Source organism: Streptomyces sp. NPDC088387 (genome assembly GCF_044753385.1).
Lineage (GTDB): Bacteria > Actinomycetota > Actinomycetes > Streptomycetales > Streptomycetaceae > Streptomyces.
This window is the reverse complement of sequence record NZ_JBIVNC010000005.1, coordinates 314,622-333,627: the sequence shown is the minus strand read 5'-3', so window position 1 is coordinate 333,627 and position 19,006 is coordinate 314,622. Positions and strand designations below refer to the sequence as shown.

The 19,006-nt window shown below is 70.7% G+C and carries 13 protein-coding genes; 12 read left to right on the top strand and 1 reads right to left on the bottom strand.

Annotated elements, in window-relative coordinates:
- Window positions 1-101: 101 nt before the first annotated feature.
- The 12 genes from ACIQAC_RS16220 (at window position 102) to fxsT (ending at window position 18,096) form a co-directional block, all read left to right on the top strand.
- Window positions 102-1,301 carry an ROK family transcriptional regulator gene (locus ACIQAC_RS16220; protein WP_402191762.1) on the top strand — a complete coding sequence of 400 codons (1,200 nt, stop codon included), beginning with the start codon at window positions 102-104 and terminating at the stop codon, window positions 1,299-1,301.
- Between the two features lie 133 nt (window positions 1,302-1,434).
- Window positions 1,435-2,535 (top strand): substrate-binding domain-containing protein, encoded by a 1,101-nt coding sequence (locus ACIQAC_RS16215; protein WP_402191760.1) that lies wholly within the window; start codon window positions 1,435-1,437, stop codon window positions 2,533-2,535.
- A gap of 209 nt (window positions 2,536-2,744) precedes the next feature.
- The gene (locus ACIQAC_RS16210; RefSeq protein WP_402191332.1) at window positions 2,745-3,536 is read left to right on the top strand and encodes an ATP-binding cassette domain-containing protein; all 792 of its coding nucleotides are present in this window, start codon (window positions 2,745-2,747) and stop codon (window positions 3,534-3,536) included.
- A complete protein-coding gene (locus ACIQAC_RS16205) occupies window positions 3,533-4,828 on the top strand; it encodes a sugar ABC transporter permease (RefSeq protein ID WP_402191330.1) in 1,296 nt (431 codons plus the stop codon). The genes ACIQAC_RS16210 and ACIQAC_RS16205 overlap by 4 nt, the downstream gene beginning before the upstream one ends.
- Before the next feature lie 263 nt (window positions 4,829-5,091).
- Window positions 5,092-7,011, top strand: a complete 1,920-nt coding sequence (gene dxs / locus ACIQAC_RS16200) for a 1-deoxy-D-xylulose-5-phosphate synthase (RefSeq protein ID WP_402191328.1) — start codon at window positions 5,092-5,094, stop codon at window positions 7,009-7,011.
- A gap of 150 nt (window positions 7,012-7,161) precedes the next feature.
- Complete coding sequence (locus ACIQAC_RS16195; protein WP_402191326.1) at window positions 7,162-8,679, top strand: amino acid permease; 1,518 nt, start codon at window positions 7,162-7,164, stop codon at window positions 8,677-8,679.
- A gap of 418 nt (window positions 8,680-9,097) precedes the next feature.
- On the top strand, window positions 9,098-9,226 hold the full coding sequence (locus tag ACIQAC_RS16190; protein WP_402191323.1) for a hypothetical protein: 129 nt from the start codon (window positions 9,098-9,100) through the stop codon (window positions 9,224-9,226).
- A gap of 22 nt (window positions 9,227-9,248) precedes the next feature.
- Window positions 9,249-11,357, top strand: a complete 2,109-nt coding sequence (locus ACIQAC_RS16185) for an FxsB family cyclophane-forming radical SAM/SPASM peptide maturase (RefSeq protein WP_402191322.1) — start codon at window positions 9,249-9,251, stop codon at window positions 11,355-11,357.
- Between the two features lie 5 nt (window positions 11,358-11,362).
- Complete coding sequence (locus tag ACIQAC_RS16180) at window positions 11,363-12,193, top strand: aminoglycoside N(3)-acetyltransferase (protein ID WP_402191320.1); 831 nt, start codon at window positions 11,363-11,365, stop codon at window positions 12,191-12,193.
- A complete protein-coding gene (locus tag ACIQAC_RS16175) occupies window positions 12,186-12,848 on the top strand; it encodes a TIR-like protein FxsC (RefSeq protein WP_402191318.1) in 663 nt (220 codons plus the stop codon). The genes ACIQAC_RS16180 and ACIQAC_RS16175 overlap by 8 nt, the downstream gene beginning before the upstream one ends.
- Window positions 12,848-14,149, top strand: a complete 1,302-nt coding sequence (gene fsxC, locus ACIQAC_RS16170; RefSeq protein WP_402191315.1) for an FxsC protein — start codon at window positions 12,848-12,850, stop codon at window positions 14,147-14,149. Before ACIQAC_RS16175 ends, fsxC begins: the two co-directional genes overlap by 1 nt.
- A complete protein-coding gene (gene fxsT / locus ACIQAC_RS16165; protein WP_402191313.1) occupies window positions 14,146-18,096 on the top strand; it encodes an FxSxx-COOH system tetratricopeptide repeat protein in 3,951 nt (1,316 codons plus the stop codon). Before fsxC ends, fxsT begins: the two co-directional genes overlap by 4 nt.
- Window positions 18,097-18,121: 25 nt before the next feature.
- Here the strand turns inward: fxsT and ACIQAC_RS16160 are convergent, their stop codons facing one another.
- Complete coding sequence (locus ACIQAC_RS16160; RefSeq protein ID WP_402191311.1) at window positions 18,122-18,943, bottom strand: alpha/beta fold hydrolase; 822 nt, start codon at window positions 18,941-18,943, stop codon at window positions 18,122-18,124.
- Window positions 18,944-19,006 lie beyond the last annotated feature (63 nt).

Here is a 19,006-nt window from a genome sequence, read left to right as displayed (position 1 = left end):
CAACCTCTTGACGGGAGGCGACCCGAACAGCTCAGCTTAGAGTTCACTAGTTGGACATAGACGGGGCCTCACCGATGCGGTCCCGCGCGCAGGAGGTCGTCGTGGAGACTCCGGGGTCGCAGTCGTCGCTGCACCGAGCCAACCTGGAGCGGGTCGTGCGCGCAGTGCGCCTCGCGGGATCGCTCACTCAGGCGGAGATCGCGAGGACGACCGGACTGTCGGCAGCCACGGTCTCCAACATCGTCCGGGAACTCAAGGACGGCGGAACCGTCGAGGTCACCCCGACCTCGGCCGGCGGCCGCAGGGCCCGCAGCGTGTCGCTCAGCGGCGACGCCGGCATTGTCATCGGGGTCGACTTCGGGCACACGCATCTGCGGGTGGCGGTCGGCAACCTCGCCCACCAGGTGCTCGCCGAGGAGGCCGAGCCGCTGGACGTGGACGCCTCCGCCGCACAGGGCTTCGACGCGGCGGAAGAGCTGGTCAACCGCCTGATCGCGGCGACCGGGGTGGACCGTACCAAGATCGCCGGAGTGGGGCTCGGGGTACCCGGGCCGATCGACGTGGAGTCCGGCACCCTCGGCTCCACCGCGATCCTGCCGGGCTGGACCGGCACCAAGCCCGCCGAGGAGTTGCGGGGGCGGCTCGGCGTGCCGGTGCACGTGGACAACGACGCCAATCTGGGCGCGCTCGGCGAGCTGGTCTGGGGCAGCGGCAAGGGCGTGCGGGACCTGGCGTACATCAAGGTCTCCAGCGGTGTGGGCGCCGGTCTGGTCATCGAGGGGAAGATTTACCGGGGTCCCGGGGGGACCGCAGGTGAAATCGGACATATTACACTTGATGAATCCGGCCCGGTCTGCCGCTGCGGCAACCGCGGCTGCCTGGAGACCTTCGCGGCGGCCCGCTACGTGCTTCCGCTCCTTCAGCCCAGCTACGGCACCGATCTGACCATGGAGAGCGTGGTCCGTCTGGCCAGGGACGGAGATCCGGGCTGCCGTCGGGTGATCGCCGACGTCGGCCGACACATCGGCAGTGGAGTGGCGAATCTCTGCAACCTGCTGAACCCGAGCCGAGTGGTCCTGGGCGGTGATCTCGCCGAGGCCGGTGAGCTGGTGCTCGGGCCGATCCGGGAGTCTGTCGGCCGCTACGCTATCCCCAGTGCCGCGCGCCAACTGTCCGTTCTCCCCGGGGCACTTGGGGGTCGCGCGGAAGTGCTCGGAGCGCTTGCTCTCGCCCTCAGCGAGATGGGTGATTCGACCCTTTTGGACGGCACGATGCCGGTCGTCGCGCCTGCCTTCACTTAGAGAACGGATGGCACCGTTGCCAACCCGTTAAGGATTTACTTCTTGACGTCGCACGTGTGGCCGAGTTGACTTCCAGCCACCTCGGCCGCAACGACGCGGCCTCGTCAGGGAGGTTTCTGAAGTGAACACGCGTATGCGTCGTGCCGCCGTAGCCATTGCAGCAGGTGCGATGGCCGTCTCGCTCGCCGCTTGTGGCAGTGCCGAGGAAGCGGGCGGGGACAGCGACTCCAGCTCGCCGGCCGCCAAGGGCGACAACATCAAGGTCGGCCTCCTCCTTCCGGAGAACAAGACCGCCCGCTACGAGAAGTTCGACCGGCCCCTGATCGAGAAGAAGATCAAGGAGCTGACGAACAACAAGGCGGAGATCCAGTACAACAACGCCCGCCAGGACGCCAACCTCCAGGCCCAGCAGGTCGACACCATGATCACCAACAAGGTGGACGTGCTGATCCTGGACGCCGTGGACGCCAAGGCGATCCAGAACTCCGTGCAGAAGGCCAAGGACGCCGGCATCGACGTCGTCGCCTACGACCGTCTTGCCGAGGGCCCGATCAGCGCCTACACCTCCTTCGACAACGAAGAGGTCGGCCGCGTACAGGGCGAGGCCCTGCTCCAGGCCCTGGGCGACAAGGCCGCGGACAGCCAGATCGTCATGATGAACGGCTCGGTCACCGACCCGAACGCCGCCCTGTTCAAGAAGGGCGCGCACTCCGTCCTCGACGGCAAGGTCAAGATCGGTCGCGAGTTCGACACCAAGGAATGGTCGCCGGACAACGCCAACGCCAACATGGAAGCGGCGATCACCGCGCTCGGCAAGGACAAGATCCAGGGCGTCTACTCCGCCAACGACGGCATGGCGGGCGGCATCATCACCGCCCTGAAGGCCGCCGGCATCGACGACATCCCGGTCACCGGCCAGGACGCCGAGCTCGCCGCCGTGCAGCGCATCATCACCGACGAGCAGTACATGAGCGTCTACAAGTCCTACCCGCAGGAGGCCGAGGTCGCCGCCGAGATGGCGGTCGCCCTGGCCAAGGGTGAGGACCTGGGCGCGATCGCCAAGGACAAGGTCTCCAGCGGCAGCGCCAACGACGTGCCGTCGGTCCTCGTCCCGGTCGTCTCGCTGACCAAGGAGAACGTCAACGACACGGTCATCAAGGACGGCATCTACACCGCCGCCGAGATCTGCACGGGCAACTACAAGTCCGCCTGCGACACCCTCGGCATCAAGTAACACCACGAGTCACGGTTGCGCGCGTCGCTTTCCTTGTACGGGAATTCGTCCTTGAATTCCCGTACGGGTCCGCCGCAACCGGAAAACCCCTCCGGCGCCCCGTGTCCACAGCCCCGCAAAGCTAGTGCGGGGCGCCGGACGGACCACCATGTTTATGTTTGTCCCCCCAGTCTTTGCACAACCTTCCGCCGGGTCAGGCGGCGAAGGAGATGGTTCACGTGTCCGCTACGCCCGTGCTGGCGTTGCGCGGGGTCTCCAAGCGGTTCGGTGCCGTCCAGGCGCTCACCGACGTAGAGCTTGAGGTCCACGCCGGTGAAGTGGTCGCCCTGGTGGGCGACAACGGCGCCGGAAAGTCCACGCTGGTCAAGACGATCGCCGGCGTGCACCCCATCGATGAGGGCGTCATCGAATGGGACGGCCAGGCCGTCTCGATCAACCGGCCGCACGACGCCCAGAACCTGGGCATCGCGACCGTCTACCAGGACCTCGCGCTGTGCGACAACATCGACGTCGTCGGCAACCTCTTCCTCGGCAGTGAGCTGCGGAAGTGGGGCGTCCTGGACGAGGTAGAGATGGAGCGCCGCTCGCGCGAGCTGCTCCAGACGCTGTCGATCCGCATCCCCAGCGTCCGGATCCCGATCGCCTCGCTCTCCGGCGGTCAGCGCCAGACGGTGGCCATCGCCCGGTCCATGCTCGGCGAGCCCAAGCTGGTCATCCTCGACGAGCCCACCGCGGCCCTCGGTGTCGAGCAGACCGCACAGGTGCTCGACCTCGTGGAGCGGCTGCGTGAGCGCGGTCTCGCCGTGATGCTCATCAGCCACAACATGGCCGACGTCAAGGCCGTCGCCGACAAGGTGGCGGTGCTGCGCCTGGGCCGCAACAACGGCGTCTTCGAGGTCAAGACGACCTCGCAGGAGGAGATCATCTCCGCCATCACCGGCGCCACCGACAACGCCGTGACCCGCCGTGCGGCGCGCGGGAACGGGGAGGTTTCCCAGTGAGCATCGACAAGACCTCCTCGTCGGCCGCGGACTCCACGGCCGTGGAGAACCCCGAGGCCGCGGCCGCCGCGGTCACCGCGGTCGACCCCCGGCTGCTGGTCCGCGAGCAGGGCCTCACCGGCTACCTCGGCGAGTTCAAGCGCAAGCTGCGCGCCGGTGAGCTGGGCTCCCTGCCGGTCATCGTCGGCCTCATCGTCATCTGCATCGTCTTCCAGACGCTGAACTCGCAGTTCCTGTCCGCGCAGAACATCAGTGACATCACCGTCACCATGGTCGGCACGGGCATGATCTCCGTCGGCATCGTGTTCGTGCTGCTGCTCGGCGAGATCGACCTGTCCGTCGGCTCGGTCAGCGGCGCCTCCAGCGCCATCGCGGCCGTCCTCGCCGTCAACCAGGGCTGGCCCGAGTGGGCCGCGGTGCTCTTCGCCGTCGCCGCCGGTGCGGCCATCGGCGCGGCGCACGGCTTCTTCTTCGCCGTGCTCGGCGCCCCCGCCTTCGCCGTCACCCTGGCCGGCCTGCTGTTCTGGCTCGGCTTTATGCTCCAGACGCTGGGCGAGAACGGCACGATCAACCTCGACAGCGACGGCCTCATCGGCAAGCTGACGACGTACTTCTTCACGGACGTGGCCGCCGCGTACGCCCTCGCGGCCGTACTCACCGGCGTCTTCTTCCTGACGTCGTTCCTCGGCAACCGGCGCCGCGAGGCGGCGGGTGTGCCGTCCCGGCCGCTGAGCGACACACTGCTGCGTACGGGTCTGCTGGCGGTGATCTCCTTCGCCGCGGCCATCATGTACAACCAGTACAAGGGCCTGCCGCTCGCCACGGTGATCTTCCTGGTCTTCCTGTTCGCCACCGACTTCGTGCTGCGCCGCACCACGTACGGGCGCAAGATCTTCGCGCTCGGTGGCAGTGTCGAGGCGTCCCGCCGTGCCGGTATCAACGTCACCGCGGTACGGATCTCGGTCTTCGCGATCTCGGGCGGGTTCGCCGCGATCGGCGGCCTCTTCCTGGCCTCGAAGATCGCCTCCGCCAACCAGAGTGCCGGTACCGGTGACCTGCTCATGAACGCCATCGCGGCGGCCGTGATCGGTGGTACCTCGCTGTTCGGTGGGCGTGGGCGGACGTGGAACGCGCTGCTCGGTGTGCTGGTGATCGTGTCGATCCAGTACGGGTTGCAGCTGGAGTCCATCGCGGAGCCGGTGAAGTACATGATCACCGCGGGTGTTCTGCTGACGACGGTCGTCATCGACTCCGTCACGCGTCGGACCCAGAAGACGGCGGGTCGTGCCTAGCGCGGTTGCTTGCGGGCTGCGGGCCGGTTGCGGCTGGTCGCGCCCACGCGGCGGAGCCGCAGATTGAATACGGTCCCGCGCCCCTGACGGGGCGCTCAGTGCCCGGCATCTTTCGAGGTGCCGGGCACAGTCATGTCGTAGGAACGGCATAACTTGGGTACAGCCGATCGCGTGACATATGACGCACCTCCCGGGCGCCGCCCGCAAAGGCGGAACATTAGACTCGACAAGCCCGGCAACAGCTCTACTGCAAGGAGGCACGGGTGCCGCTGCTGACCCGCATCAGGGGACCGCGCGATCTGGACCGGCTCAGCCTGGAGGAGCTGGACCAGCTGGCGGAGGAGATCCGCAGCTTCCTCGTCGCCGCCGTGTCCAAGACCGGCGGCCACCTCGGCCCCAACCTCGGCGTGGTCGAGCTGACCATCGCCCTGCACCGGGTGTTCGACTCGCCGAAGGACCGGGTGCTGTGGGACACCGGGCACCAGGCCTACGTCCACAAGCTGCTCACCGGCCGTCAGGACTTCGCCGGGCTGCGCGGCCGGGGCGGCCTCTCCGGCTACCCCTCGCGCGCCGAGTCCGAGCACGACGTCATCGAGAACAGCCACGCCTCGACCGTGCTCGGCTGGGCCGACGGCCTCGCCAAGGCCAACCAGCTGCGCAAACGCGACGACCACGTGGTCGCCGTGATCGGTGACGGCGCCCTCACCGGCGGTATGGCCTGGGAGGCGCTGAACAACATCGCCGACGGCGACCGCCCGCTGGTCATCGTCGTCAACGACAACGAGCGGTCCTACGCGCCGACCATCGGCGGCCTCGCCAACCATCTGGCGACCCTGCGGACCACCGACGGCTACGAGCGCTTCCTGACCCGCACCAAGGAGCTCCTGGAGCGCACCCCGGTCGTCGGCCGCCCGCTCTACGACACCCTGCACGGCGCCAAGAAGGGCCTGAAGGACTTCATCGCCCCGCAGGGCATGTTCGAGGACCTCGGCCTGAAGTACGTCGGCCCGATCGACGGCCACGACATGGAGGCGCTGGAGTCGGCGCTGACCCGGGCCAAGCGGTTCGGCGGCCCGGTCATCGTGCACTGCCTCACCGAGAAGGGCCGCGGCTACGAGCCGGCCGAGCAGGACGAGGCCGACCGCTTCCACGGCATCGGCCCGATCCACCCCGACACCGGGCTGCCCATCAAGGCCGCCGCCGCCAGCTGGACCTCCGTCTTCGGCGACGAGATGGTCAAGCTCGGCCGCGAGCGCGAGGACATCGTCGCCATCACCGCCGCGATGCTCCAGCCCGTCGGCCTGAAGAAGTTCGCCGAGGCCTTCCCCGAGCGGATCTACGACGTCGGCATCGCCGAGCAGCACGCCGCCGTCTCCGCGGCCGGCCTCGCCACCGGGGGAGTGCACCCCGTCTTCGCGGTGTACGCGACCTTCCTCAACCGCGCCTTCGACCAGGTCCTCATGGACGTCGCCCTGCACCGGTGCGGGGTGACGTTCGTGCTCGACCGGGCCGGCGTCACCGGCGACGACGGCGCCTCGCACAACGGCATGTGGGACATGTCGATGCTCCAGGTCGTGCCCGGCCTCAGGATCGCCGCGCCGCGCGACGCCGAGCAGTTGCGCGCCCAGCTCCGCGAGGCGGTCCAGGTCGAGGACGCGCCGACCGTGCTGCGCTACTCCAAGGGCGTGGTCGGTCCCGCCGTACCCGCCGTGGGCCGCGTCGGCGGTATGGACGTACTGCGCGAGGCCGGCACCGACACCCCGGACGTGCTGCTTGTCTCCGTCGGCGCGCTCGCGCCGATGTGCCTGGAGATCGCCAAGCTGCTCGACAAGCAGGGCATCACGACGACGGTCGTCGACCCGCGCTGGGTCAAGCCCGTCGACGAGGCGCTGGCCCCGCTCGCCGAGCGGCACCGCGTGGTCGTCACCGTCGAGGACAACTCCCGGGTCGGTGGCGTCGGTTCCGCCGTCGCCCAGGCGCTGCGGGACGCCGGAGTGGACGTACCGCTGCGCGACTTCGGCATTCCGCCGCGGTTCCTCGACCACGCCTCCCGCGCCCAGGTGATGGCGGAGATCGGGCTCACCGCGCCCGACATCTCCCGCCAGGTCACCGGACTGGTCGCCAGACTCGACGGCAAGTACGGGCGGGCCACGGCCGACGAGATCGAGGCCGCGCGCGACTGAGCCGCCCGCCGAGCCACCCGAATGGGCCGGTTCCCCTCCCCGTCAGGGGTGGTGGAACCGGCCCATTCGCGTGACATTGGTCGTGCCGGGGCATACGCAGTACACCCCCTCTCGATCATGTCGAGGACGACAAGCGTGGGAGGTACGCCCGTGAGCAGCACCCTCTTCCGGACGAAGAAGGTCGAGCAGTCCATCCTCGATACCGAGGAGCCAGAGCACGCGCTCAGGAAATCCCTGTCCGCGCTGGATCTGACCGTCTTCGGCGTCGGTGTCATCATCGGCACCGGCATCTTCGTCCTCACCGGCACCGTCGCCAAGAACAACGCCGGACCGGCGGTCGCCCTCGCCTTCGTCGTGGCCGGTGTCGTCTGCGCCCTCGCCGCGCTCTGCTACGCCGAGTTCGCCTCCACGGTCCCCGTGGCCGGCTCGGCCTACACCTTCTCGTACGCCTCGCTCGGTGAACTGCCCGCCTGGATCATCGGATGGGACCTGGTCCTGGAGTTCGCGCTCGGCACGGCGGTGGTGGCCGTCGGCTGGTCGGGGTACATCGCGTCACTGCTGGACAACGCGGGCTGGCATCTGCCGGCGGCGCTCGGCAGCCGGGACGGGGCCGACGGCTTCGGCTTCGACATCCTCGCCGCCGCGCTCGTCCTGGTGCTCACGGGGATCCTGGTGCTCGGCACCAAGCTCTCCGCTCGGGTCACCTCGCTCGTCGTCGCCATCAAGGTGACCGTCGTGCTCGTCGTGATCATCGCGGGCGCGTTCTTCATCAAGGGCGACAACTACGACCCGTTCATCCCGAAGGCGCAGCCGGTGGACGCGGGCGGGGACCTCCAGTCCCCGCTCATCCAGCTGATGTTCGGATGGGCGCCGTCCAACTTCGGCGTCATGGGCATCTTCACGGCCGCCTCCGTCGTCTTCTTCGCCTTCATCGGCTTCGACGTGGTCGCGACCGCCGCCGAGGAGACGAAGAACCCGCAGCGCGACATGCCCCGCGGCATCCTCGGCTCGCTCCTCATCTGCACGACCCTCTACGTCGCCGTGTCGATCGTCGTCACCGGCATGCAGCACTACACGGACCTGTCCATCACCGCCCCGCTCGCCGACGCGTTCAAGGCCACCGGGCATCCCTGGTTCGCGGGCTTCATCAGCTTCGGCGCCGCCGTCGGTCTGACGACGGTCTGCATGATCCTGCTGCTCGGGCAGACCCGGGTCTTCTTCGCGATGAGCCGCGACGGACTGCTGCCGACGTTCTTCTCCCACGTGCACCCGCGGTTCCGCACCCCGCACCGGCCGACCATTCTGCTCGGTGTGATCATCGCGGTCGTCGCCGGCTTCACCCCGCTCAGCGAACTCGCCGAACTGGTCAACATCGGCACGCTGTTCGCGTTCGTGGTCGTCGCGATCGGCGTGGTCATCCTGCGCCGCAGCCGCCCCGACCTGCCCCGTGCCTTCCGCACCCCCTGGGTGCCGTTCGTGCCGATCCTGTCGGTCGCCGCGTCGCTGTGGCTGATGCTGAACCTTCCCGCCGAGACCTGGCTCCGGTTCGCCGGCTGGATGCTTCTCGGCATCATCGTCTACTTCCTCTACAGCCGAACCCACAGCCGCCTGGCCACCAGCCCTGAACCAACAGCCCAGAACACCCCCGGCCCAGGCACCCAGAACTAGCCCCCACCTCCCCCCGGCCCCGGCCGCCTCCAACAAGGCGCCGGGGCCACGTCATTAGGCGACACGACAGCCGACCGGGTTCTTTCGGCTGCGGGAGTGTTGTGGTTGTTCGCGCAGTTCCCCGCGCCCCTAAACCGCAGCCGACCTCCAGGGGCGCGAACAACCCCCACCCACCCGCACCCGACCACGCACCCCCCAACTCCCTGACCTGAATTGGCCCTTACCGTACGGAACCTGGCCCGTAAGCTACCTTTGCGGCTCTTGTCACTGACCTGACCCCAACAGGATGATGGACACAGCGACCCCGACGCTCGACGCTCCACCCGACTCGACACCTGGGAGACCCCCGATGCGGAAAGTCCGTGAGACGTCAGGCCCCGGTCCGAACGCCTTAGCGGCAGCGCCCCCGCGCCCGCCCATGACCACCCGCGTCCCGGACTGCGCCGCCACCCCCCTCGACGGCCTCGCCACCGTCGACCGGCAGGCCGTGAACCGCCTGCTGCCGTCCCGGCGACTGGCCGGACCGAGCTTCAACTCCAGCATCTGACCGGCCCGGACACCGTCGGCCGATGACCGCCGGGAGACGCGCGTTCCGCCAGTTCGTCCTCAAGGTGCACAGCAGGTGCGACCTGGCCTGCGACCACTGCTACGTGTACCGGCACGCGGACCAGAGCTGGCGGCGCAGACCCCAGGTCATGGCCGACGACGTGATCACGGCGACGGTGTCCCGGATCGCCGAGCACGCCCGCGCCCACCCCGAACTGCGCCGCGTCCACGTCATCCTGCACGGCGGCGAACCCCTCCTCGCGGGCAGCGAACGGCTCGCCCGGATCGCCGCGGCACTGCGCACCGCGCTGGACGGCGTCTGCGCCCTCCACCTGCGAATGCAGACCAACGGACTGCTCCTGGACGAGGAGTTCTGCCGGATGCTGGTCCGCGAGGGGATCGCCGTGGGCATCTCCCTGGACGGCGACCGCGCCTCCCACGACCGCCACCGCGTCCGCGCCAACGGCACCGGCTCCTACGACGCGGTCGTCCGCGCCGTACGCCTCATCGGCTCCCCGCCCCACCGCGCCGCCTTCGCGGGCCTGCTGTGCACCGTCGACGCGGCGAACGACCCCGTCGCCGTCCACGACGCGCTGGCCGCCCTCGACCCGCCCCGGGTGGACTTCCTGCTGCCGCACGCCACCTGGGACCGTCCGCCGTGGCGCGACCCGGCCCGGCCCGCCACCTACGCCCACTGGCTGACCACCGTCCACGACCGCTGGGCCGCCGCCGGCCGGCCCTTCCCCGTGCGGCTGTTCGACTCCATCGAGGCCGGCCGCGACGGCGCCGAGTCCTTCACCGAGGCGCTCGGCCTCGGCAGCCCCGACCTCGTCGTCGTCGAGACCGACGGCGAGATCGAACAGGCCGACTGGCTCAAGACGGCCGCGCAGAACGCGCCGAGCACCGGCTTCCACGTACTGCGCGACTCCTTCGACGACGCGGCCGCCCACCCCGGTTTCCTCGCCCAGCGCGGCGGCACCGACGCGCTGAGCCGCACGTGCCAGGAGTGCGAGGTGGTACGGATCTGCGGCGGCGGACTGTACGGCCACCGCCACCGCGCCGCCAACGGCTTCGACAACCCGTCCGTGTACTGCGAGGACCTGTTCCGGCTGATCGGCCATGTGCTGAACGCCCCGCGCGAACAGCCCGTCGCCCGCCCGCACACCCTCACCGCGCACGGCTTCGACTCCCTCGCCGCGGGCGACGGCGACGACGAGGCGCTCGACGCCCTGCTCGACGCCGAGGCGAGCGTGCGCCGGATGCTGATGGCCGCCGTCTGCGCCGCGTACCCCGGCCCCGGGGCGAGCGCCCTGAACGAGCTGGACCGGCAGTGGCCCGCCGCCACCGCCGACACCCTGCGCCACCCCTACCTCGGCACCTGGGCGGTCCGCGCGCTCGAAGGCCGGCTGACCGCACGGGCGGTCACCGAACGGCTCGCCGAGACCGCCCTCGCCGTCGCCCTGCGCACCGGCTGCGAACTGCGCCTCGAACCCCCGCGGTGGCGCGCCCACCTGCCCGGCCTCGGCCGGCTGACCCTGCCGCCCGGCCACGGACCGCTGCTCGCCCGCGGCGGCACCCTCCTGCGCGCCACCCGGCCCGGCGGACCCGAACTGCCCGTCACCCACGCCTGGGAGCCCGTACGCCGCCTCGTCACACCGGAGTTCACGGTGCTCCTGGAGGACGGCGACCCCTACCGCGACGGCTTCGGGGCGACCCCGGCGCCCCGGCTCGACGCGGCCGAACTCGCCCTGTGGTCACGGCGGTTCACCGAGGCGGCCGAGCTGCTCCGGGACCGCGCCGGCCGGCGGCTGCCCGGCATTCGCGCCCTGCTGCGGGCGTGCACCCCGGTCCGCGGGGAAGGAGAGCTGTCAGCCGTGGCCGTCGACCCGGGCGCCTTCGGGGCGCTGGGACTCGCCCTGCCGCGCGACGCCACGGCCCTGGCCGGGCTGATCGAGGAGGGAGTGCAGCAGATGAAGTTCAACGCCCTCACGGACCTGTTCGACCTCGCCGCCAGCGCCGAGGCCGGCGAGGTGCTGCGTGCCGCCTACCTCGACCGGCTGCCGCCGGCCGCGGTCCCGTACGACGAACTCACCGCACACGGACGCCGGATGGCCGCCGTGCTGCGAGGCTGACCCTGGTGCACGGGGCGGCGTCCCTCACCGCAGATCTGCGTCGGCTCGGTGTCCGGGAGAACACGACCCTGCTCGTGCACTCCTCGCTGCGCTCCCTCGGCCCCGTCGAGGGCGGCGCGCGTACCGCCGTACGCGCCCTGCGCGCCGCCCTGGGCCGTCACGGCACCCTCGTCGTGCCCACCTTCACCGAGGGCAACTCCCTGACATCACGGACTTACGTCAGCCATACTCGGGGCCTGACGCGACATCAACTTCTGTCCTACCGTGGAAACATGGAGCCCTTCTGTGCGGCTTCCACCCCTTCCGACGGAATGGGGCGGATCGCGGAGGAGGTGCGGGTCACCGAGGGAGCCGTACGCAGCGGCCACCCGCAGGCGTCCTTCGCCGCGCTGGGCTCCGGGGCGGCCCGGACCACCCGCGGCCACGCACGGGACTGTCTGCTCGGCGAGCGCTCACCGCTCGCCCGGATGTACGAATCGGGGGCGGCCATTCTGCTGCTGGGTGTCGGCTACGAGGTCTGCTCCGCCTTCCACCTGGCCGAGTACCGGGTGCCGGGCCGGACCCTGCGCCGCTACGACTGCCGGGTGCTGACCGACACCGGTCCGCGCTGGACCTGGTTCGTCGACGTGGACCTCGACGACAGCGACTTCGGCCGGCTCGGCGGCTGGCTGGAGACGCTCACGCCGGACGGCGGCGCCCCCGTCGTCCGCGGCCGGGTCGGGGACGCCGAATGCCGGCTGCTGCCGCTGCGCTGGGCCGTCGACTCCGCCGTCGACTGGCTGACCGTCCAGCGCCCCGCGTCCCGCAAGACCTCCCCGGAGGCCGGCCGTGCATGACCAGCTCCAACGGCCCCGCCCCCGCAGCAGCGTCCAGCAGCCCTACGGCTTCCTCAGCTACGGCCGCACCCCGCACGTCCCGGCCAGCGACGGCCCCGCCGACGGCCGGCTGCTGCGCTTCCACGCCAAGCTCACCGAGGACGTCATGGCCCTCACCGACCTCGACGCGAAGATCCCCGCCGTCTATCTCGACCGGCGCATCGACCTCGGCTCCGGCTGGCAGGACGCCCTCAAGGACCATCTCGCCCGCTGCCAGGTCCTGGTGCCGGTGCTGGGCCCGCGGCTGTTCACCAGCGACTGGTGCGCCGTCGAGTGGCAGTGCTTCCAGCGCCGCCAGCAACTCCAGCGCGACCGCGGCATGTTCACCCGTAACGCCGTCGTCCCCGTGCTGTGGAACCCGCTGAAGTCCGAGGACATCCCGAGCCCCTACGCCGAGCTCCAGTACACCCACCAGGACCTCGGCCCGCACTACGCCCAGGACGGGCTGCTCGGCCTGCTCACCAGCGGCCGGCACACCACCGTCAACCGTGTGGTGTACCAGCTCGCCCGCAAGATCGTCGAGGTCGCGGTCGGGGCCCGCCTCGAACCCTGCGACCCGGCACTCTTCGACGACCTCTTCGACTCCTTGAACGGCTCGGCGGGGGAGGCCCACTGATGCGACACACCCGTTCCGGCCGGGGCGCGCGCGAGGAAGCGCCGTACTTCTTCCTCAGCTACGCCCCCGTGCAGCCACAGGGCGACCACGGCGACACGGACCGCCCGGCGGCCGACAAGAACGTGCAGGAGTTCTACGACGACCTGAGCGAGGAGGTCGTACGGATGACCGGCACCCTCACCGCCCGGACCGTCGGGCACCTCGACGACGCCGACCGCGACCGGCAGCGCACCGCACGCGCCCTGCACCGCAGCCGCAGCTTCGTCCCGCTGATCTCCCGCCGCTACTTCACCAACCCCTACTGCGGCCGCCAGTGGTACGCCTACGCGCACCGCGAGCCGCCCGGCACCGTCATCCAGGTGCTGTGGACCCCCGTACCGACCACCGCCCGCCCGGTCGTCGTCGAACCGGAACTGCCCACCCCCGAGGGCCCGGCCAAGCCCGTACGCGTCGGCTCCCGGGCGCGCGAACTCTACGAGAGCGGCGGCCTGTACGGTCTGCGCCGCGCCCCCGACCTGCGCGAGGCCTACGACCAGTGCGTCCGCAGGATCGCCCAGTGCGTGGTCAGCGCCGCCGCCAACGCCCCCGAACCGGCCCCCACCGACGCCGTCCTCGCCGACCTGGACGAACTGCCCGACGCCTTCGCCACGTCACCGCCGCACCCGCTCGGCATCGCCGTCCTCGCCCCCGACATCCACCACCTGCCACCGGACCGCCGCGACACCAAGTACGGCCCCGAGCCCTGCGACTGGCAGCCCTTCAGCGACGGCTACGGCACCTCCCTCGCCGAACGCACGGCCGAACTCGCCCGCAACCACGGCTTCGCACCCGAGATCCGCGCCTACGACGAGGCCGAACCGGTCTTCCTCGGCACCCAGGAGTCCCGCAGCCCCTGGGTCCTCATCCTCGACCCCTGGATCCTGCACGACGAACGGGCCCTGGACCGGCTGCGCGCCTTCGACGCCCGCGACCTGCCCTGGGTCACCGTGCTCACCCCGTTCGCCGACGACGACCAGACCCGCCGCGCCCAGGCCGGCCTGCGCGCCCTTCTGCACACCGCACTGCCCCGCCGGACCAGCCGCGGCCGGGCGATACAGCGCGCCGCCGCCGAGGGAATCCCCAACTCCGAGGCGTTCAACTCCCGCGTCATGGAACTGGCCGACAGCGCGGCCCAGCAGTACCTCAACCGTGTTCCGCTACGATCCTCGACCAGGTCCACGGGGCCCGCACGGCGCCCCGGCCCCGGCCGGCCCGCCGCGGACCAGGCCGAACCCCAGGGTGACCAGGAGGCCCAACCGTGACCGGCGCGCCCACCCGCCCCGAAGGCGGCAAGATCGTCACGTTCTACAGCTACAAGGGCGGCACCGGTCGCACCATGGCCCTCGCCAACACCGCCTGGATCATGGCCTCCCGGGGCAAGCGGGTGCTGGTGGTCGACTGGGACCTGGAGGCGCCCGGACTCGACCGCTTCCTGCGCCCCTTCCTGGAACCCGACGGGCTGCGCGACCGCCCCGGCGTGCTCGACCTCATCAACGACTACATGCTGCGCGTCGACGCCCTCCTCGGCGGCACCCGCCAGCCCGCCGAGGACGCCGCCCACCTCGCCACCTGGATCACCGGACAGGCCGACATCAGCAAGGCCGTCTCCCCGCTCCAGTGGCCGTTCCCCGACGAGGGCCGCCTCGACTACATCTCGGCCGGCCGCCAGGACCGCAACTACTCGTCGATCTTCAGCCAGTTCAACTGGAACCGCTTCTACGACGAGCAGTACGGCGGCCAGTTCCTCGACGCCCTGTGCGCCCAGTTCCGCCGCGGCTACGACTACGTCCTCATCGACAGCCGGACCGGCCTCAGCGACATCTCCGACATCTGCACGATCCACTTCCCCGACGTCCTGGTGAACTGCTTCACCCACAACGACCAGTCCATCGAGGGCGCCGCCGCCGTCGCCCGCCGCGTCGAGGACACCTACGGCGAGCGCCGGATCCGCATCCTCCCGGTACCCATGCGCGTCGAGGACTCCGAGGCCGACCGCCTGGAGGCGGCCCGCGCCAAGGTCCGCCTCACCTTCGACCAGCTCCTCGTGCGCACCCCGAAGGTCGACACCCGCCGCTACTGGGGCAACGTCGAGGTGCCCTACAAACCCACGTACGCCTACGAGGAGATCCTCGCGACCTTCCGCGACGAACCCGGCACCCCCGCCTCGCTCCTCGCCGCCTGCGAACGGCTCACGGACGCCATCACCGAGGGCGAGGTCACCTCGCTCGCCCCGATGACCGACGAGGACCGCCAGAACTACCTGAAGTCCGTCGTGCGCCGCCGGCCGCCGGACCCCACCCACGTCTTCCTCAGCTATGTGCCCGAGGACCAGATCTGGGCCGACTGGATCACCCGGGTGCTCGGCGACGCCGGCTTCACCGTCGGCGACGCCCGCTCCGAGGACGGCAGCGCCGCCGGCACGCCGCTGCGCGACGACACCGACAGCAAGGTCCGCGCCGCCTCCCGCACCGTCGCCGTACTGTCCGCCGCCTACCAGAAGTCCCCCCAGGCCAGGGCCGTCTGGGAGGCGGTGGCCGCCGCCGACCCGATGGGCTCGCGGCGCACCCTCGTCCCGGTCCGGGTCGGCGACGTCCGCCTCGGCCACCCGTTCTCCGACCGCACACCGATCCACCTCAACAACAAGACCGAGGTGCAGGCGAGAAACGCCCTGCTGCGCGCCCTGGACGCCCAGACCGTCCAGGGCGAACACCCGGCGGACGCCTCCGTACCCGGCCCCCGCTTCCCCGGCGCCGAGCCGCCCGTGTGGAACGTCCCCGTGCGCAACGCGGCCTTCACCGGCCGCAACGAACTCATCGAACACCTCCGCCAGCGCCTCGCCGACACCGGCACGGCCACCCTCCTGCACGGCATGGGCGGCGTCGGCAAGACCCAGCTCGCCACCGAGTACGGCTATCGCTACCGCGGCAACTACGACATCGTCTGGTGGATCGAGGCCGAGTTCGGCGACCTCGCCCTGCGCCAGTACTCCGAACTCGCCCCGCACCTCGGGGTCGAGGAGCGCGACAGCATCAGCGCCACCGCCGACGCCGTGCGCGACGCGCTGCGCCAGGGCACCAAGTACCAGCGCTGGCTGCTGATCTTCGACAACGCCACCACCCCGGAGTCCATCGAGCGGCTCCTCGTCAACAGCACCGGCGGCCACGTCCTGATCACCACCCGCAACGAGGGCTGGGCCCAGATCGGCGAACGCGTCGAGGTCGACGTCTTCACCCGCTCCGAAAGCGTCGAACACCTGCTGCACCGGGTCAACGCGATCAGCGCCGAGGACGCCCACCGGGTCGCCGAAGCCCTCGGCGACCTGCCGCTCGCCGTCGACCAGGCCTCCGCCTGGCTCAACGAGACCGCCCAGGACGCCTCCGAGTACCTCGCCCTGCTGGACTCCCAGCTCGCCTCCGCCGCCGACACCGACGCCTACCCGCTCCAGGTCGGCGCCACCTGGAACATCTCCATCCAGCAGCTGAACTCGCCCGTCGCCCGCCGGCTGCTCCAGCTGTGCGCCTTCTTCGGCGCCGACCCCATCTCCCTCGACCTGGTCAACGGCAAGGAGATGGGCGAGGTCCTGAGCGCCCTCCAGCCCGGCAGCGACGGCACCGCGCTCGTCTCCCGCGCCATCCGGCAACTGCACCGCTACGCCCTCGCCAAGGTCGACCGCAAGAGCCGCTCCATCCAGGTCCACCGGCTCGTCCAGGCCGCCGTACGGTCCTCGATGTCCGACGAGGAGCAGGAGGCCGCGCTGCGCACCGTACGCAACGTGCTCAGCGGTGCCCGCCCCTCCGAGGGCGACGTGGAGCGGCCCGAGAACTGGTCCCGCTACAACACCATCTGGCCGCACCTGAAGACCCCGTGGACCAAGTACTCCCTCGACGACCGCATCCGCCGGCTGATGACCGAGTGGCTGCGCTATCTGCGGGCCCGCGGCGAGTACACCGAGGCCCTCACCCTCGGCGAGGAACTCCTCGTCATCTGGCAGAAGGAGGCCGGACCGGGCGACCGCTGGACCCTCCACCTGCGCTTCGAGATCGCCAACCTGCTGCGGGTGCAGGGCTGGTACTCCCGGGCGCTGGAGATCGACCAGGACGTCTACGAACGGCAGCGCGAGGCCCTCGGCGACGACGACGCCCACACCCTGATGACCGCGGGCGGCCTCACCGCCGACCTGCGCGCCGTCGGCCGGGTCCAACGCGCCCTGGAGATCGACCGCGAGACCTACGAGCGCTCCGTCGACCTGCTCGGCGACGACCATCCGCGCACCCTGTTCGCCGCCAACAACCTCGCCGTGTCCATGCGCATGGCCGGCGACTGCTACGAGGCACAGGTCGTCGACAAGGAGAACTACGACTACCGCGCCCTCACCCTCGGTCCCAAGCACCCGTACACCCTGTTCTCGATGATCAACCTGGGCCGCGACCTGCGCTCCTGCGGCGAGTACGAGACCTCCGCCGAGACCCTGCGCCGCGTCTACGACACCGCCGTCGAGCTCGGTGTGGAGTCACCGCCCGCCCTGGAGGCCGCCAAGGCCCTCGCCATCACCCTGCGCCGCCTCGACCGGCTGCCGGAGGCCATCGAGCTCAGCCAGAGCGTCCTGGACAGCTGCCGGCGCCGACTCGGCGACGCGTCCCCCGAGACACTCGTCGTCCGGCTCGGCCTGGCCGGCCATCTCGCGGCGGCCGAACGCCACGAGGAGGCCTGCGGCGAGACCGCCGACCTGCTCGACCGGTTCCGCGCCGCGCTCGGCGAGACCCACCCCAACACCCTTGCCTGCGCGGTCAACCACGGCATCAACCTGCTGTCGACCGGCCGCCCCACCGACGCCCGCGCCGAGTACGTCAAGGCCCGCGCCGCGCTGCGCACCACCCTCGGCCCCGACCACCCGTTCAGCATGAACTGCCAGATGAACCTCGCCAACACCGAGGCCGCGCTGGGCGACACGGACCGTGCCGAGCGCAACTACCTCGACGCTCACCGGGAGTTGACCGACCGCCTCGGCCCCGACCACCCGACACCGCTCACCTGCCTCGGCAACCTGTCGATCATGCTGCGCGAGACCGGCCGTACGGCGGAGGCGGACCGGGCCTCCCGCGAGAGCCTCGGCGGACTCGCCGCCAAGCTCGGCGCGAAGCACTCGAAAGTGGTACGGCTACAGGGCGGTCAGCGCGTCGGACTGGAACTCGACCCGCACCCGATCTGACGTGTCCCGAGGGGCCCGTCCGGCGTCACGCCGTCGACTTGGTGGCGTCGGACCGGGTCTGCTCCCGCAGCCAGCCCAGCACCTTCGGCAGCACCGGCACGGCCGCGAAGTGCGCGGCCGACGGCTGGAGCACCACCGTGGCGCGCGGAATCCTGCGCGACAGCCAGTTGAAGTGCTCCACGGGCGAGAACGCGTCGTGCTCCCCGTGCCACAGCAGCGTGGGCACCGAGATCTCCCCGGGGTCGAAACCCCAGCCCTTGCTGAAGGCGAGCGCGTCGTCGATCCAGCCGTCGGCGCTCCCCTCGATGCCCGTACGGAAGTTCTGGTGCAGCATCGCCCGGATGCCGGCGTCCGCCACGATCTGCCGGTCCACGTCCGGCATCTCGTCGTCCAGGTCCGACAGCAGCGCCATCGGGTCGGTCCGCATCGCGTCCGCGTTGCGCACCAGCGTGCTCTGCAACTTGGTCGGATTCTCGCGGGCGTTGGTGTACTCCCGGACGTTGGACTCCGTCATCCCCTCGAACCAGTCCAGCTCCGGCGCGTCCGGCGGCGCCAGACTGACCAGCACGGCGGCGCTCGCCACCCGGTCGGCACACCGGGCCGCACACGCGAGGGCGTGCGGACCGCCGCCGGAACGGCCCACCACCGAGAAGCGGTCGAGGCCCAGCACGTCCGCGACGTCCACCACGTCGGACGCCGCGTCGACCACCGTACGGCCGGGGCTGCGGGTCGAACCGCCGTACCCGGGACGGTCGTAGGCGATGAGGTGGATGCCCAGCTGGTAGAGGACCAGCGAGCGCGGGCGCGGGCCCTGATGGCTGCCCGGGGTTCCGTGCAGCAGGAACACGGGATGACCCTGCGGATCACCCCAGGAGTCGAAAACGAGCTCCCGCCCGTCTCTGCTGCGCGC